General features: G+C 39.8%; 17 protein-coding genes. 10 read left to right on the plus strand and 7 right to left on the minus strand.

Translation table 11 applies throughout. The features are described 5' to 3' along the window. Positions 1-42: 42 nt before the first annotated feature. The 5 genes from M3189_RS19630 to M3189_RS19650 all read right to left on the minus strand — a co-directional run bounded on the left by M3189_RS19630 (position 43) and on the right by M3189_RS19650 (position 4,812). Positions 43-1,026 carry a metal-dependent hydrolase gene (locus tag M3189_RS19630; RefSeq protein ID WP_251636886.1) on the minus strand — a complete coding sequence of 328 codons (984 nt, stop codon included), beginning with the start codon at positions 1,024-1,026 and terminating at the stop codon, positions 43-45. An 18-nt stretch (positions 1,027-1,044) separates the two neighbouring features. Next, on the minus strand, positions 1,045-2,187 hold the full coding sequence (locus M3189_RS19635) for a glycosyltransferase family 4 protein (protein WP_251636889.1): 1,143 nt from the start codon (positions 2,185-2,187) through the stop codon (positions 1,045-1,047). A gap of 28 nt (positions 2,188-2,215) precedes the next feature. After that, positions 2,216-2,743, minus strand: a complete 528-nt coding sequence (locus M3189_RS19640) for a phosphatase PAP2 family protein (protein ID WP_251636892.1) — start codon at positions 2,741-2,743, stop codon at positions 2,216-2,218. Positions 2,744-2,761: 18 nt separating this feature from the next. Next, positions 2,762-4,090: a UDP-glucose dehydrogenase family protein gene (locus tag M3189_RS19645; RefSeq protein WP_251636894.1), complete on the minus strand. Its 1,329-nt coding sequence runs from the start codon at positions 4,088-4,090 to the stop codon at positions 2,762-2,764. A gap of 185 nt (positions 4,091-4,275) precedes the next feature. Next, a complete protein-coding gene (locus M3189_RS19650) occupies positions 4,276-4,812 on the minus strand; it encodes a ribonuclease H-like YkuK family protein (protein WP_251636896.1) in 537 nt (178 codons plus the stop codon). A 332-nt stretch (positions 4,813-5,144) separates the two neighbouring features. Here M3189_RS19650 and M3189_RS19655 point away from each other — a divergent pair, with 332 nt between their 5' ends. The 3 genes from M3189_RS19655 to M3189_RS19665 all read left to right on the plus strand — a co-directional run bounded on the left by M3189_RS19655 (position 5,145) and on the right by M3189_RS19665 (position 8,019). Next, on the plus strand, positions 5,145-6,242 hold the full coding sequence (locus M3189_RS19655) for an amidohydrolase (RefSeq protein ID WP_251636899.1): 1,098 nt from the start codon (positions 5,145-5,147) through the stop codon (positions 6,240-6,242). Positions 6,243-6,430: 188 nt separating this feature from the next. Next, positions 6,431-7,492: a DUF2157 domain-containing protein gene (locus M3189_RS19660; RefSeq protein WP_251636902.1), complete on the plus strand. Its 1,062-nt coding sequence runs from the start codon at positions 6,431-6,433 to the stop codon at positions 7,490-7,492. Next, positions 7,489-8,019, plus strand: a complete 531-nt coding sequence (locus tag M3189_RS19665; RefSeq protein WP_251636905.1) for a GDYXXLXY domain-containing protein — start codon at positions 7,489-7,491, stop codon at positions 8,017-8,019. Before M3189_RS19660 ends, M3189_RS19665 begins: the two co-directional genes overlap by 4 nt. A gap of 47 nt (positions 8,020-8,066) precedes the next feature. Here the strand turns inward: M3189_RS19665 and M3189_RS19670 are convergent, their stop codons facing one another. Next, entirely contained in the window at positions 8,067-8,567 is a 501-nt protein-coding gene (locus M3189_RS19670) for a DinB family protein (RefSeq protein ID WP_251636908.1), read from the minus strand. 186 nt (positions 8,568-8,753) lie between these two features. On the opposite strand from M3189_RS19670, the gene M3189_RS19675 reads away from it, so the two are divergent. Next, a complete protein-coding gene (locus M3189_RS19675; RefSeq protein WP_251636910.1) occupies positions 8,754-9,092 on the plus strand; it encodes a PadR family transcriptional regulator in 339 nt (112 codons plus the stop codon). After that, positions 9,089-10,087: an HAAS signaling domain-containing protein gene (locus M3189_RS19680; protein WP_251636912.1), complete on the plus strand. Its 999-nt coding sequence runs from the start codon at positions 9,089-9,091 to the stop codon at positions 10,085-10,087. The genes M3189_RS19675 and M3189_RS19680 overlap by 4 nt, the downstream gene beginning before the upstream one ends. Before the next feature lie 37 nt (positions 10,088-10,124). Here the strand turns inward: M3189_RS19680 and M3189_RS19685 are convergent, their stop codons facing one another. Then, positions 10,125-11,321: an MFS transporter gene (locus M3189_RS19685; protein ID WP_251636914.1), complete on the minus strand. Its 1,197-nt coding sequence runs from the start codon at positions 11,319-11,321 to the stop codon at positions 10,125-10,127. 200 nt (positions 11,322-11,521) lie between these two features. Between M3189_RS19685 and M3189_RS19690 the strand changes: the two genes are divergently transcribed. The 5 genes from M3189_RS19690 to M3189_RS19710 all read left to right on the plus strand — a co-directional run bounded on the left by M3189_RS19690 (position 11,522) and on the right by M3189_RS19710 (position 15,478). Then, a complete protein-coding gene (locus tag M3189_RS19690; protein ID WP_251636917.1) occupies positions 11,522-11,929 on the plus strand; it encodes a hypothetical protein in 408 nt (135 codons plus the stop codon). A gap of 5 nt (positions 11,930-11,934) precedes the next feature. Then, entirely contained in the window at positions 11,935-12,603 is a 669-nt protein-coding gene (locus tag M3189_RS19695; RefSeq protein ID WP_251636919.1) for a PspA/IM30 family protein, read from the plus strand. A 77-nt stretch (positions 12,604-12,680) separates the two neighbouring features. After that, on the plus strand, positions 12,681-13,397 hold the full coding sequence (locus M3189_RS19700; protein WP_251636921.1) for a M50 family metallopeptidase: 717 nt from the start codon (positions 12,681-12,683) through the stop codon (positions 13,395-13,397). A 19-nt stretch (positions 13,398-13,416) separates the two neighbouring features. Further along, positions 13,417-14,088, plus strand: a complete 672-nt coding sequence (locus tag M3189_RS19705) for a response regulator transcription factor (RefSeq protein ID WP_251636923.1) — start codon at positions 13,417-13,419, stop codon at positions 14,086-14,088. A 13-nt stretch (positions 14,089-14,101) separates the two neighbouring features. Further along, positions 14,102-15,478, plus strand: a complete 1,377-nt coding sequence (locus M3189_RS19710) for a sensor histidine kinase (RefSeq protein WP_251636932.1) — start codon at positions 14,102-14,104, stop codon at positions 15,476-15,478. The last annotated feature ends 61 nt before the right edge of the window (positions 15,479-15,539 follow it).

A 15,539-nucleotide genomic window follows, 5' to 3' on the forward strand; every position in this document is an offset into this window, starting at 1 on the left:
AAATAAATGCCTGAGCCCCCAATTAGCAGGGGGCTCAGGCATTTATTTTATGGATGTTTCCAATCTTTTAATAACCTTTTTGTATTGTTTAATAGAGGTTAGTTTGCCAGTATAGGAAACTTGGTTTTTATAATCTAAAGATATGAACATGATTGCAAGCTTCGGAAAAAATTTTCTGGACCGAAACCGAAGGTCTTTCCAATAGATAAAATAGCCGTTTTTTCTTTTTTGAACAAACGGATAGGCAAAATGGGTACTTCTAAGGAAGCTATTAACCTGAGTATCCATACTGCTATTTAAAACCAGGTCCGGGTAGTCTATTTTTTTTGAAAAAGTATGTTCTATCCATAATTCTCCTTGCGAATATGATCCAAATAAAAAATCCTGATAGGTTTCAATCATAATATTCCAGTGGAAAGCTGAGGTTTTAGGAATCATTTTTATCTGAACCGCATTTTGAAAATGCTGTGAAAGCTTCCATTTCGTATATTGAGTAGATAACATCCGAATGAATAGGTAAAAGACAATTCCTAAATATACAAAAGAAAAAACTCTCCCTGTATCAAAAAAAGGAAGCAGGCTGAAGCCAAGGAAATGGAGCATGATAATATATGGATCAACTAAAGGAAGGAAATCTAAGGACATCCATTTTATGGAAAATGGGCGTAATGCCTGTGTACCATTTACGTTGAACAAATCAAAAAGAACATGTAAGATAACTGCCAGAAATATCCAAAAAAATAAGTGAGAAATTGAGCTGCCGTGGAAGAATGGCAAAATTGCGGCTGTAATAAGTATGCTCCATATAGGCATTGCCGGCAGTGAGTGTGACAACCCCCGGTGATTTTGGTAATAACTGCTTTTCCCTTTCAATCGATAGATAAAGTCGAAATCAGGTGCGTTAGAACCCACTACTGTTCCGATTAGGACGGCTGCCGATAAGGCACTATTGTTTGAAACCACAGGGTCAATTTGAGCAAGAGCACCTAGGCCGAAGCCCATGATAATGTGAGAAAATGTATCCAAAACCTAACCCCCTTAGCTTCAAGCATATATTTTTGTGGCGGGCTCATTGATAACAGTAGAATATTGGTGGATTACGTCTTCAAAAATCTGATCCCATTTTTGTGTAAGTGCATACTTCCTAGCATTTCTCGCCATTTGAATTCGTAAAGGTTCATTGTCTAACAAGTGAAGAATATTTTTGATAAAATTCTCTGCATTCTCCGGTTCACACAAATATCCGGTAACGCCAGCCGAAATAATATTTTTGACTCCGCCCGCGTTCGCCCCAATCACAGGTGTCCCACTTGCAAGAGCTTCAAGAACAACATTTCCAAAGGTTTCGGTGGGTGAGGGAAAAACAAATAGGTCTGTTGCTGAATAGACTTCGGCTAATCCAACACCTTTCAAATAACCAGTAAAGGTCATATTTGGAACTTTAGTCATTTTGAGCTCGTCAAGCAGTGGACCATCGCCCGCAATGAGCCAATGTACTTGTTCATTTATTTCAGGGGGTAAGGAATCAGCGACCTTCATCAGAGTTTTTAAATCCTTTTCGGGTGCCAGTCTGCCAACATAGGTAAGAATGAATCTCTCGGAAATTGCGTATCGATTGCGGATCATTTCTTTTTTGTAATAAGGATGGTAGGTTTGGCAATCTACACCTCTTGGCCAGATTTCCAGGTTCCTGAAGCCACGGTTATTTAGTTTTTCCAGCGTATCAATTGAAGGTACAAAGAGTTTTTTAAAAGAACCATGAAACCATTTCATATATTTCCAAAGTGGTTTAGCTAGAAATTGAAGATCATAAAATTGTAAATAGTCATTGAAATCGGTGTGATAGGAGCCGACAAGGGGGATATTTAATTTCTTTGCAAAATAAACACCGGAAAGACCAACAGTGAAAGGAGTTGCAACATGAATCAGATCTGGAGAAAATTGCTCTATCTCGGCCTTAAGCTGCATGATGTTGGGAAAAGCCAATCTACATTCAGGATAAAGGAAAAAGGGTAGACTTTTAAATCGGTGAATATGGTCGGAAACATATCCATTTGAAACGGAAATAGGTGCAAACACCTTATAAGAAATCTGTTGAGTCTCAAGATAGTCAGTAAATTTTTTGAGTGTATTTGCAACCCCGTTTACTTCCGGATAAAAGGTATCTGTGAAAATAGCAATTTTCATACAACCCCTCCTAAGTTCCAAATTATTTCTAGACGATGAAATAAAAGCAGAAACTTCCGAAGAACGCTCCAAGAATTCCCCCTGCTAGAACGTCCGAAGGATAATGAAGCCCTAAATAGATTCTCGAAATTCCAACAGATAGCCCTAAAGGAATGAGAATGGCAGCTAATGAGGGTAGTTGAATCAAAAAGGGAACAATAACTGAGAAAACAGCTGTTGTATGACCTGATGGAAAAGAATGATCTTTCAAAGGATTAGGTAAGATTTTTGTTGTTTCAATTTGTAGATAAGGCCTTTTTCGCGGGAAAAGCTTTTTAACTAATTGAACAGGTATATGACTTAGAGCTAAGGCAGCAGCACTTGAGATGGCTGTAAGTCTGGTTTGATTCGTTGTAAAGATGATAAGTAATAATGTTATTGCACTGATAAAGAGAGCACCGCCAATTTGAGTAATCGTGCGGAAAAAGAGATTCATAATCCTTTTATCAAAATGGCTGTTAATCTGTTGAAAGACTTTGCGTTCGAATTGATATAAGGTTTGGATTTTTCTCATCATGACAGTGTCTCCCTTTATTTAATGTTGTGGGGAATGCTTTACATTTGCTATAGTCGGTCTACCAATTGATACGTAGGTAATCGGGTACCGCTCCATATCTTTAAGGGAATAGCAATTTCGTCCATCGAAAACAATCGGTTCCTTCATATAAGCAGCGTACGTATCCAACGAAAGGTGTTTTATTTGGTCCCATTCTGTTGCAATGACAGCAAAATCGGCCCCTTTAAGTGCTTGACGAATATTCGTTGTGTATTCAATTGAATTTCCTATCACCTTATGTGCATTTGGTACAGCAATGGGGTCATAGGCAGTGATAATCGAACCTTCTTCAAGCAATTCTTTAATAATTGTTAACGAAACAGCTTCACGGATATCATCTGTTTCTGGTTTAAAAGCAAGACCAAGCAAGGCTGCTTTTTTTCCTTTTAAGGATCCGAACATTTCTTTTGCCTTCGAAACTAAAAGGGAGTGCTGATGCTGATTTACCTTAATAACGGACTCAAGCAATTCGAAGGGATGATGAACATTACCTGCAAGTTGAACAAGTGCTTTGGTGTCCTTTGGAAAGCATGAACCTCCATATCCAATTCCCGCCTGAAGATTAGAAGTCCCAATTCGTTTATCCATTCCCATTCCATAAGAAACTTCTTCAATATTTGCACCAACCTTATCGCAAATATTGGAAATTTCATTGATAAAGCTTATCTTCGTTGCAAGAAAGGCATTGGAAGCATATTTAATCATCTCTGCACTCCGAATATCTGTGAAAAGTATCGGGATTTTTAATGGAAGGTAGAGCTGTTCCATGATTGAGGCTGCTTTAGGATTATCTGTGCCAATTACGATTCGATCTCCTAAAAAGAAATCCATTACTGCTGAACCTTCGCGAAGAAATTCAGGATTGGATACTACATCAACCTTGATGTGACGTGGCTTGCGCTGTTGGAAAATTTGCTTGATCGTATCATTTGTTCCAACGGGAACAGTGCTTTTAGTACAGACAATTACGTCTTTCTGAATTGTGTTAGCAATGGTATAAACAGCAGCATAGATATAAGATACATCAACTGCACCATCTTTTTTTTCAGGAGTACCAACTGCAATAAAAATGATATCGGCCTCTGAATATGCTTGGTTCGGGTTCGTAGTAAAGCAAAGTTGACCGTTTAAGAGGTTCTTTTCTAATAAAGGTTCCAGTCCAGGCTCAAAGAAAGGGATGTGTCCTTTTTCGAGCATTTCTATTTTCTCTTTTTGAGTGTCTAAACAGGTTACTTGATGACCAGCTTCAGCAAAACAAACAGCTGTAACTAACCCAACATTTCCTGCTCCTGCAACTGTAATCTTCATCAAATCCCTCCGAATAATAGTGGTTTGTTCTATTCTATCTGAATAATTTGATTTTTTTCTTAACCTAGTGTTAAGAGAGTGTAAAGACTTTGTATAGTAGAAGAGACCCAGCGCTTGTTCGCATGAATAAAGTAAAGACCTGAGCCCTGGTGCGTTTTTTAGTGAACGCAACATGGCTCAGGTCCCTATTTTGTGTACCGATTTGCGTAGCTTGAGGCAACGAAGGCATTTGGTTTAATCTTTGGTTCCACACCCATCGATTCCATGCGGGATACCATTTCTTTAACAAACTCACTGGTTTTGTTGCGTTTACCAGAACCAATATCAATATGACCCTCCATCGTGAAGGTTGCCCCCTGATAGACAAAGGGAAGGACGATATTGATTAACCGATCCTTTCTTTCCTCCGTAAATAATGCAACGATGTCCTCTGTTAATGAAAGTTCAAAGGAAATCCTTTCATGCAGATGAGTCATTTTTCTAGGGATGACAATCTTCCTTATGCAAGCCCAAGCCCCTTTACCCGCATTTTGAATGACAATACCCGTAATAAAAATGGTATGTCTTTTGTGCACCTGTGAATCCGTTCCGACCATTAACCGATAATTCCCGCTTGGCGCTATGTTCATGAACTTTACAATGTTTTCGAATACCTCTTCGAACGACATGCTCTTCTCACGAAGATTCTGAAACGAATAATCAAAAACCTGATAATTTTTCATTTAGAACACCACATCTTCCCTTTCTAGAAATAATTACTCTTACATTTCTTAATATTATTTTATGGAATTAAAATTATTCTTGTGCAAAAGGAAATGGACATGCAGCATATAAAGTTGTTCAACCCGATTTACACTATGACTACAAGGTTTATAGGACTTTATATGAAAGAAGGTTAACATTTCGTAAATATTGTGTGAGATTTGCCTTGCATATCAAAAAACCAATTAGGAACTGTCCACCTGGGGTGGAAAGTGTCTTTCTGTGGTGCCTGTCACCATTTTAATGTAATATGACTTTATTAGTTTTTTTGTAGATAGGAGTGTGTGTTGCATTGGCAGAAAATTTAGAAAAAGAGATTTTGGCTTGGTTTGAACATTTCCACGCTAACCCTGAGGTTAGCTGGAAAGAGGTTAGAACAACTCAAGCAATTGCGGATATTTTAGATAATCTAGGGATAAAGTATCGTCGTTTTTCTGATGTAACCGGGCTTATAGCAGAAATCGGCGAGGGAGAAGAAGTGATCGCTGTCCGAGCGGAAATAGATGCTTTGTGGCAGGAGGTGGACGGAGTGTGGCAGGGGAATCACTCCTGTGGTCACGATGCGATTATCTCCATGGTGCTTGGCGCACTTCATTATTTGAAGAATCAGCGTCTCACGAAAAAGGTCCGTTTTATTTTTCAGCCTGCAGAGGAAAAAGGAAATGGTTCACTTGCGATGATTGAAAGGGGAGCTATCGAAGACGTTAGCCACTTATTCGGTATCCACCTTCGACCCGTTGAAGAGCTTCCTATGGGACGGGTTTCAGCATCGATTCATCACGGAGCGGCTATCTTTCTTGAAGGCAAAGTCCTTGGTGAAGATGCACACGGTGCGAGGCCGCACCAAGGCAAAAACGCTCTTGATGTGATTGTGGGACTGCATCAGTTCGTTAAATCTATTTATTTATCACCGTTCGAAGCCTATTCTGCAAAACTTACAAAGGTGATTGCTGGCGGAGAGAGCTTAAACATTATCCCAGGTACTGCGGAATTTGCCATTGATGTTCGGGCACAAAAAAATGAAGTTCTTGAAAAACTGAAGGACCAAATAGACAACGGAATAAACAGCCTGCAAGACCTTTATGGGGTTAATATCGAATGGGAATGGAGCGATTTTACTCCGGGTGCTGAGGTTTCTGCTGATGCAGAGGCAATCGCGGAAGAAGCGATTCGAGATATTGCCGGCAGTGAGATGCTTGCACCACCCGTTATCACGTCAGGAAGTGATGATTTCCATTTTTATACCATTAAGAATCCGAATTTAAAAGCTACGATGATTGGTGTTGGTGCTGACCTCCAACCTGGATTACATCATCCCAAAATGAACTTTGATACGTCGGCACTTGATCTTGGCGCACGGATCCTTGCTGAAACACTGTTCAGAGCATAAAGCACGGTGACAGGCACCACTAAAATACACTTGTCCGCCTCCAGTGGACAGTTTGAAGGGCTAACTCTGGTTAGCTCTTCTTTGTTGTCTGCAGGTAATTTTACTGATTTTGCCGAATATTTATAGTGTAGTGCATATATTTAGAGGGCCAGAGTCTCAAATCGTGTTCGTAGAGAGGGGTGGGATGGTTGTCTAAACGGTTGATTAAGAGGAATGAGTTGCAGGTGTTAAATCGGGAGCTTCGGTTTTTAGAAGATTCAGAGGTAATTCCAGCTGGAAAGTCAGATGAGATTCAAGAATTGTATGAAGTGGAGAGGCTGTCTTTTACGAGAACCCTTTTATATGTGGGTTCCATTCTAATCGGAGCTGGAATTCTTAGCTTTATCGCAAGCAATTGGGAGGAGATTGGGAAGAGTACGAAGTTTCTTCTTATTCTTGTGCTATTTATAGGCAGTAATTTTGCGGCATACAGGATGGAAAAAGGCTTTCCTAAAACATCTACAAGCCTTTATTATTTGGGTATCCTTATTTTTGGTGCTGGGATTTTCCTTGTTGAACAGATGTTTCATTTGGGCGTTAGTCTCCGTGAAGCATTTCTATGGTGGTCGCTTGGTATTTTGCCTGTAGCTTGGGTTTTAAGGGATAAATGGATTCTGTTGGCAGCTGCTATTTTTCTATTTTTTACTCTAACAGATGAGCCTTATCTCAATGGGCAAATGATTCCATACTGGACACTTCTTTGGATAGCAGCCATCTATCTGCTTAATGAAAAGATTGGTTTTTCGAAAGCGACTGGGTTTGTTTCAGGAGTACTGATGCTAGCCTTTCTGGCAACAGTTATCAGTTTCTTTATCGATATTGATGAATATTCATATCTATTCGGACTCACTTATTTTGTTGTGGGAGTTGGACTCACTTTAATAAAGGAGAAAATTAGAGACATCTATGTGGTTTTAGGCTACCTTGTTCATGGAGCGGCGGCACTGCTGTTATCATTTGAGGAAGCGTGGCCAGTGGACTGGATCTATATTCCTTTTTCAATCCTATACCTGTTGTTTCTACTGTTTCTAATCAAAAGAGGAAGCCTTCTCAGCATTATTATTCTCTGTGTCATGATCTTCCGCTTTTATCTCGATTTCTCTTTTGACTTCCTGCCAAAATCGTTTGTGTTTATCATTGGCGGTCTCCTTCTGCTAGGCTTTGGTTTTTATTTTGAAAAACAAAGGAAAAAAGGAGGGGGGATCGCATGAATAAATCAAAGAAACTAATCGCTGCGCTAGCTGTGCCTGTACTGATTCTTGTAGGAATGTGTTTTACCCCTCTATACACGCTGATAACGGGAGAAGATATTATTCTTGAAACGGTGCCAGTGGACCCTACCGATTTATTTCGCGGAGACTATGTGACCTTACGTTATGCTGCGGAAGAAATTCCGAAGAGTTTAGTGGATGAAGAAGTGTTAAACGAGTACCAAAGTGACTTCAAGGTAACAGAAGTGTTTGTTCTTTTGGAAAAGAAAGGCGGAGTCCATGCTCCTAGAAAGGTCACACTCGAGGAGCCAGAACAGGGTCTATTCTTAAAAGGGGAGCTGCAATATATCAATAAAACGGTAGAGGGAGTAGAAGCTGCTTTCATCGAGTATAGTTTAGATCGCTATTATGTCGAGGATAACAGCGGAACGGAATGGGAAGAAGCCTCTGCTCAGGGGGAGGTTCTGGTTAAGGCCAAATTAAAAAACGGCTATGCCGTCTTAACGGATATTATGATAAAGGAATAAATATCTCGGTGCCTGTACCCCATTGTGGCGGTGACAGGCACCTTTTTTTATAACAGCGATTTAATCTCTTTAATTTGCTCGATATGCCGCTCTTCATGAAAATAGATCAATTCGACCCATTGGTCTAGAGGCATATAACCGAAGAGTGGGTGCTTGGCTGATTTTTCTGCCAGTATAGACTTGTCTTCTAGTGGATTATAAAACTCGAAAAATTGGTTTCTAGAATGATCTAAGAGTTCTTTGATCTGTTCAGCATCCAACGGAGCATCCCCTGGTGCCACGATATCGGGTGCTTTTGCCTTCTGAGTCCGTTTAGCTGCCAGTTGAACGGGTACAGGCTCTGCCTTTCTCCCGTTACTTTTATTAAGCCCGTAAATTATTGCTTGTGTGAAGACACTTTCGGATAAGTACAAATGGTGACACACCTGAGCGACACTCCACGTATCAGGATTAGGCTTTCTATTTAAATCTGCATCGCTTAAACCAGAAATTTCTTTTAACAACCTATTCCTTGTTACAGTTAGATTCTCCAATACATCTAGACTCATGACAACCCACTCCTCAAATAGACATTCAATATTGTTTATATTCACCTTTATGAAGATTATTCCTTTTACTTTACGATGGAAAAATATTACTTATTTTTCATTGTTATGTGAACAACAATAGTGTATGATACATAGTATAAAGCATAGTGTATGACGTACAGCATGAACATAGGGGGTGCATGAAGGATGAGTACCTTATTAAACTCATTAACAACAGAGCTCAGAAGAGGAACATTGACATTGGCGGTGTTAAGTCAGCTGCGTACACCACAATATGGATATTCCCTTGTCCAATTATTAGAACAATGTGGAATTTCAATTGAACAGAGTACACTATATCCGCTGCTTCGCCGCCTGGAAAAACAAGAGTTAGTCACAAGCAGCTGGGACACAACGGAAAGCAGGCCGCGCAGGTATTATGTGTTAACTCCATATGGAATCGATATCTATCAACAATTAAAGAAAGAATGGGAAAAGACCTCGCAAGAACTTTCCCTATTATTAAAAGGAGAGGATAACGGATGAGAATGATTGACCTTTATATTCAAGAGGTTACTCGCAGGCTGCCAGAAAAAAGTCGAGAGGATATTGCACTTGAACTTCGCTCAACGATTGAGGATATGCTTCCGGATGATTACAGTGAGGAAGATGTTAAGCCGGTCCTTGAAAAAATGGGGAATCCGGCAATCCTGGCGAGTGGCTACCTAGATCGCCCCATGCATTTAATAGGTCCGCGTTACTTTGATGTCTATATCAATCTGCTAAAATTAATTCTCCCCATTGCCGCAGTCATTTCCCTGATTTCATTAATAGCCAATACGATTATTTCCTATTCCGGGGAGGAAGCGGTTTTAAATGTAGTTTTAGACGTAATTGGTTTAGGAATTTGGGGAATAATAAGCACCGGTATTCAAGTGTTTTTCTGGGTAACGGTTGTGTTTGCGATTATTGAGCGAACAGACCATAAGAATAGTCAGACCCCATTAACGGCCTGTTTTAAGGAGTGGACACCAGATGATTTAAATAATATTTCTTACATTCCTAAGGAAAAAGCTATATCAAAGGTGGAAGTGTTTCTTGGCTTACTTTGGACAGCTATCTGGGCAAGTGGCTATTTCAATGCAGCTAGTCTTCTAGGAGTCTATGAAAAAGGAAGTAATGGTCTCGAATTTGTGACGCCAACATTCAATCAAGAGGTTCTGTTGTCCTATTGGTTATTGGTGGTTGTTGTCATTGGGTTGGAGATTGCCGTAGACATGTATAAATTGACAACGGGTCAATGGACTAGGAAGATTGCAGTCTTAAATACGGTTATGCATGGTGTCTCTTCGATTGTATTTATCGTCATCATTAGCAACAATCAATTATTTAATCCAGCGTTTGTTACCTATATGACTGATTTATTTAGTATTACTGGTGATTTTGATAACTGGTTTTCCTGGGGAGCAATCTCTGCATTCCTATTATTTGCTGTAGTTGATGTTTACCAAGGATTTCGCAAAGCGAATATAAAAAAATAACAAAAGGCATCATCCGTAATGGATGGTGCCTTCATCTTTAATTCTCCTGTTGGGCCGTACGAAGTTGATTGTTTTTTATATAAAAGATGATTGTTAGTAGGAGGGTTAGTCCACCATAAAGGACGCACATTAATTGTAGCCCGATAAAATCCAGAAAGAACCCAGTTAATAGCAGCACGATTTGGAAGCCAATCCGGTCAAGCATATTACGGAACGAGAAAAACCTTCCGTGAAAATCCTTCGGTACTTTTGTTTGAAAAATAGTTGAAGCTGTTGGATAGAAACAGCCAACAGAAAAACCAAAAACCAGAAATGCCGCTATTGTTACAACGGTAACATCCGCAAAATAAAGCAGAAGCTGGGACAGACCGACGAAGATCGAGCTGCTAAATAAAATGGTGTAAGAAGATAGTTTGTCACTTATTTTTTTAATAAAGAACGCACCAATCATAAAGGAAACACCTTCGGCTGCATAAATCCAGCCTTTGATAGCGGAACTATCCTGGAGTTCACTAATGTTAATCACCAAAAGGTTGAATCCGCCTAGAAACAAAAGTGGAACCAGTGTCATCAATAGGGTCATGAAGACAATTGGCAGACCCTGTATTACAGGTAATACATCTTTAAAACTCGATTTTCCATTGGTATTCTTCTTTGCTGGAGATAGATTATTATTTTCCTCAAAGTTTAGGAACCAGGTAAGGATGAGTAATCCTAGATAGGCAACGAGTGACCCGATATAAAGCATGGATAAGGGAAGGAGAACCAAGAGAATACCTCCAACGGCTGTACCGATGATCCGTGATAGGGTGGATACATTCATATGAACTCCATTGAGTTGCAGTAAATCCTTATCTTTGACAATAAGAGGAATGGTTGCTTGTAGTGCTGGAAAATAAAACGCAGCTGAAATCTGAATGGATACAAAAAAGACGAGCATCCACCAAACAGATCCTGTAGCTAGCGCAATAAGCATGAAGACGACACTGATTGTACGCAATAACCCCGACCATAGCATGACTGTTCTTTTACTTACTTGATCGGTAATTTTTCCCGCATAAGGGCCAACGACAATACCTGCAACTAACCCAGCAGCCATCAGAAGTGATTTTAAGAAATCAGAAGGTATCTTTTCCTGCATGAACTCTAAATTTCCAATAATCCCAAGCCATAAGCCAAGACCAGCGATAAATTCCCCCGTTAATATAATCCAAACGTTTCTGTTTTTCCACATAGGCATGAGCCTCTCAGTCTATTAATTTAAATCCGTCTAAACCCTATCATAATCTAATTGTTAATAGATTAGAATATCTCAGTTTAGAATGACGCATTTCTTTTTGAAAAATTATTTTCGTACTTGTCCATCTTTCACCAAGTTTTCACCGTTGTCCGATAAACTCTAAACTATCAAGAACGAAAGGAGGACATAGAGCGATGAATACTAGAGTTAAATTAGCCATTTTCTGGGGTGTAATCATTACTGCTGCACTGGTTGTAATTAATTACTTCCTGCATCTTTTAGGAGGACGTCAAACACATGTTGTGTTTCAAAATGGATTTAGACCTGAGGGGCGCGGGCACCATGGCGGCAGAGGGCCTCACCAGTATATGAATGGCCCTCATCACGGCGGAGAATTTTCTTGGCTTGGACTTCTATTATTTCTCATTATTGGACTAGCCATTGTAGTTCTAATCGTGAGATGGGTAAGAAGGAAGGCGAAAAATTCTGCAATGCAACAGTTTATTGAAACACCTGTAACAGGTTCACATATTCCAATTGTCAATCAAAATGCAAGCATGTTAGACCAGTGGGAAAAAAACATAAGCAAAAAAGGAGAATAAAGAAAATGGGTATTTTTAAAAGAGTAAAAACGATTACGAAGGCTGAAATTAATGGATTATTAGATGGGATGGAAGATCCAATTGCGATGTTGAATGAATATTCCCGAGAATTGGAGCAGGAAATTTTGAAGGGGCAAAAAGCGTTATCACAGCAATACCTGGTGGAGAAAAAACAAGCCCTTTTACTACTAGAAACGGAAGAATTGATAGCAAAAAGAACACGTCAGGCAAAGCTAGCCATCGAACAGGAAGAGGATGCAATTGCGAAATTAGCAGTTCAGGAAAAACTTCTGCATGAAAAGCAGTATAACCTGTATCAGCAGCAATTGGAGGCAATCAAAGAACAGACCCAAATCTTGGTGGAGAAATTGAATCAGTTGAAGGAAACCTATAATGAATTGCAGCATAAGAAAATTTTATTAGCTTCACGGGCAAATGTCGCCCAGTCCATTAAACAAATTCAAAAAGCGACGGTTTCCTTCCAAACCGATAACATTGCAAGAGGTGTTGCACGTGCGGAGGAAAGAATTATGTTGATGGAGGCCGAGGTACAAGCCGGCAGCCAGTTCACAAGCCCTTTAACACAGCATGATGCTGTATTCCAAAACTATGTAAGAGAAGAAGAACTTGAAAAAGAACTGGAAAAACTAAAACGTGAAAAAGTGACGTTGTAAGGATAACGAGAGAAAGGAAGCACTCTTTGCAGGATTGGTGCTTCTTTTTCTTTATACAAATGGAAAGGAGAATGAACGTGAGTACTACCAGCCTCATTCTGATTTATTTGGCCGCAGCTCTGGCTATTAGCAGGCTTCCTATATTTAGAGTTTATTTTTCCCTATGTAATACACTTATAGAGAAAATCATTCATGTTTTAGCCATTGTGGTTACGAGAGAAGGTAAATCAAATAAAATTAAGTTGTACAGAAACGGTTCAGGCGAGACAACAAGCATGGTTAGTTCGAAAATTCAAAAGGTCATGATGGTTTATATTGGCTACACGGGTACAATGTTACTAGCAATGGGGTTATTTTATTTACTGTCATTGAATAAGTTTCATTTCGTTATTTATTTCTTTATTGGTCTAATGGTAATCTCTATTTTACTTTGGATTCGCAATCTTTTTGGGATTTTGTGGGCGTTATCATTTGTTGCGTTATTAGCTGTACCACTCTATTTCAGAAATGATCTAGCGATTATGCATATAAGTATCTTTTTATCCTCACTTATTCTCATTCAAGCAATCATTAATGCCTTCCAAGTAATAAGACAAAGCTTTAGGACTGAAGGAAAACAGGGCACATTGGCAAAAATCGCAAGGATACCAGCTATTATTTGTGGAATTGCCTTACTTGGCCAGTCGCTTTATGCAGCTTATTTTATCTTCAATGAAGTTCTCGATTTTAAGGCAGCTATGATAAGATTTGAGTTATTGGAGATTGTCCAGATAATGGAGAAGGTTATCACCTGATTAAAAGGAGTTTCTAAGTATGAAAATCTTATTAGCAGAAGATGATGCGCAGCTAGGGGAATTAATTGTATATATGCTAACGAAAACAGGATACAAGGTAGAGTGGGTGATGGAAGGGGAGGATGCGTATTATTACGCTTCCAATGCACACTATGATGTCTTAATCCTGGATTGGATGATGCCAAATGGTGATGGAGTAGATGTCTGCCGCCGGTTACGGAAGCAGGGGTATCCAGGAGCTATCCTGATGTTGACGGCAAAGGATACGGTAGAAGACCGGATTGAGGGATTGGATTCCGGAGCGGATGATTACCTCGTGAAGCCGTTTGAAATTGGTGAGCTGCTGGCAAGACTGCGGGCTCTTTCACGGCGTAATTATGCTCCTATTTTAGAGGACGAAATTAAGCTGCAAGATCTAGTGCTTAATCGAAACGGTCATTATGTTCGATTCGGGAGTGAAGAAATCCAATTAAGTCCTCGGGAGTTTCAGCTATTAGATTTATTGGTCCAAAATAAAGGACAAGTCATCCCGCGAGAAGTTATTCTTGAGCGAATTTGGGGGCTGGATGCTGACGTTGCACTTAAGAGTATTGATGCAACGGTTAAACTCATCCGAAAAAAATTAGATAAACTGGGAAAACAAGAATTGATTCAGAGTATAAGAGGGGTAGGGTATAAGCTTGAAAACTAACATTCTTTCTTTCTTGAGCTTAGTAACAAACCTTGGTGAGAAGGATGTTTTTAAAAGTACCCAGGGTCGCCTTACTCGTATTTATAGTGGGTTGCTTATGTTATTTCTCATTCTCTTTATTATGATTGTTTATTCCGTCCTTTATTTTAGCATTCTAAGGAATCAGGAGGCTGAACTTGAAACATTAGTGAAGCAGGAAGCTGGTTTTTTAGAGGATTATTTAACGACACATGAAAAAAGTGATTTTCGCGGGATTCAAAGTCAAGAGGTCGTGTTTGCCGGAGCTAACCAGCTATTTTATTATGTTGTGAATTCAAATGGAGAATTGATAATGGGAAACGAAGCAGATCAGCGAACCCGATCTGCGATATTAGGGCTTTTGAATGGAAAGGTTTTGGACGATGGAGACATCCTTAAGGAAACACTTCATCTAGAAGGAAGCGAGAAAGGCAGAGGAAAACCAGGCGAATTTTTTCAACGCAGGCCAGAGAGAGATATTCGCCTGATGATTGCCAGCGAGTCGATATATGACAATGGCCGCTATGTCGGCAAATTGTTTATTGGCAAGGATATCTCCTTTGTCTATCAGCTATTTCATTGGCTATTGATCATCCTTTTAGTAATTGGAATGGTGTTTATTGGGTTCGCACTACTCATTAGTACCGCCATGTCGAAAAAAGCAATGATTCCGATTAGCAGAGCTTTTACTCGACAGCGGGAGTTTGTCGCAGATGCATCACATGAGCTGCGAACGCCCTTAAGCGTGCTGTTATCTTCTCTGGACGCAATAGACATGACGATTGATACGAAGAAAGAGGAATTCGCTGGTAAGCTGCTGTCCAATATGAGGCAGGAAGTGAAACGGATGACAAGCTTGGTGAGTGACTTATTGACACTAGCACGTTCCGATTCAAATATCATCGAACGGAGAACAGAGACGTTTGACTTTCTTCCTCATGCTGAGAAAGCAATTGAATCTGTCCAGCCGTTAGCAGACTCAAAGCAAATTAGGCTCCATTTAGAGGCTCCGGATTCACTGATGGCAACAGGAGATTCACAGAGATTATCTCAATTGCTATATATACTTTTAGACAACGCTATTAAATACACACCAAATGATGGTGACGTATGGGTCTTACTAACAAGGGAAGTCAATGAGCTTTGTATACAGGTGAAAGATACGGGGATAGGGATTAAAAAAGAGGATCAACATTATATTTTTGAACGTTTCTACCGTGTAGACAAATCCCGTTCACGACAAATGGGAGGGCATGGGTTAGGATTGTCCATTGCAAAATGGATTGTGGAAACACATAAAGGAACCATTAACATTTCAAGTGAACCAGGAAAAGGGACTGTATTTACTGTTCGAATCCCACTAAATCAGTAAAGGGTATGTATTTACCTTGAATAGATTAACCTTCACCGGTGCCTGTCACCGCTCGTGGACA

It is taken from the genome of Neobacillus niacini (assembly GCF_023715415.1).
In the GTDB taxonomy this organism is placed as follows: Bacteria; Bacillota; Bacilli; order Bacillales; family Cytobacillaceae; genus Neobacillus; species Neobacillus niacini_C.

Coding starts and splice junctions, on each gene's coding strand:
- M3189_RS19705 (WP_251636923.1), top strand. CDS start 13,417: ATGAAAATCTTATTAGCAGAAGATGATGCGCAGCTAGGGGAATTAATT.
- M3189_RS19690 (WP_251636917.1), top strand. CDS start 11,522: ATGAATACTAGAGTTAAATTAGCCATTTTCTGGGGTGTAATCATTACT.
- M3189_RS19670 (WP_251636908.1), bottom strand. CDS start 8,567: ATGAGTCTAGATGTATTGGAGAATCTAACTGTAACAAGGAATAGGTTG.
- M3189_RS19665 (WP_251636905.1), top strand. CDS start 7,489: ATGAATAAATCAAAGAAACTAATCGCTGCGCTAGCTGTGCCTGTACTG.
- M3189_RS19695 (WP_251636919.1), top strand. CDS start 11,935: ATGGGTATTTTTAAAAGAGTAAAAACGATTACGAAGGCTGAAATTAAT.
- M3189_RS19645 (WP_251636894.1), bottom strand. CDS start 4,090: ATGAAGATTACAGTTGCAGGAGCAGGAAATGTTGGGTTAGTTACAGCT.
- M3189_RS19640 (WP_251636892.1), bottom strand. CDS start 2,743: ATGATGAGAAAAATCCAAACCTTATATCAATTCGAACGCAAAGTCTTT.
- M3189_RS19680 (WP_251636912.1), top strand. CDS start 9,089: ATGAGAATGATTGACCTTTATATTCAAGAGGTTACTCGCAGGCTGCCA.
- M3189_RS19685 (WP_251636914.1), bottom strand. CDS start 11,321: ATGTGGAAAAACAGAAACGTTTGGATTATATTAACGGGGGAATTTATC.
- M3189_RS19675 (WP_251636910.1), top strand. CDS start 8,754: ATGAGTACCTTATTAAACTCATTAACAACAGAGCTCAGAAGAGGAACA.
- M3189_RS19635 (WP_251636889.1), bottom strand. CDS start 2,187: ATGAAAATTGCTATTTTCACAGATACCTTTTATCCGGAAGTAAACGGG.
- M3189_RS19650 (WP_251636896.1), bottom strand. CDS start 4,812: ATGAAAAATTATCAGGTTTTTGATTATTCGTTTCAGAATCTTCGTGAG.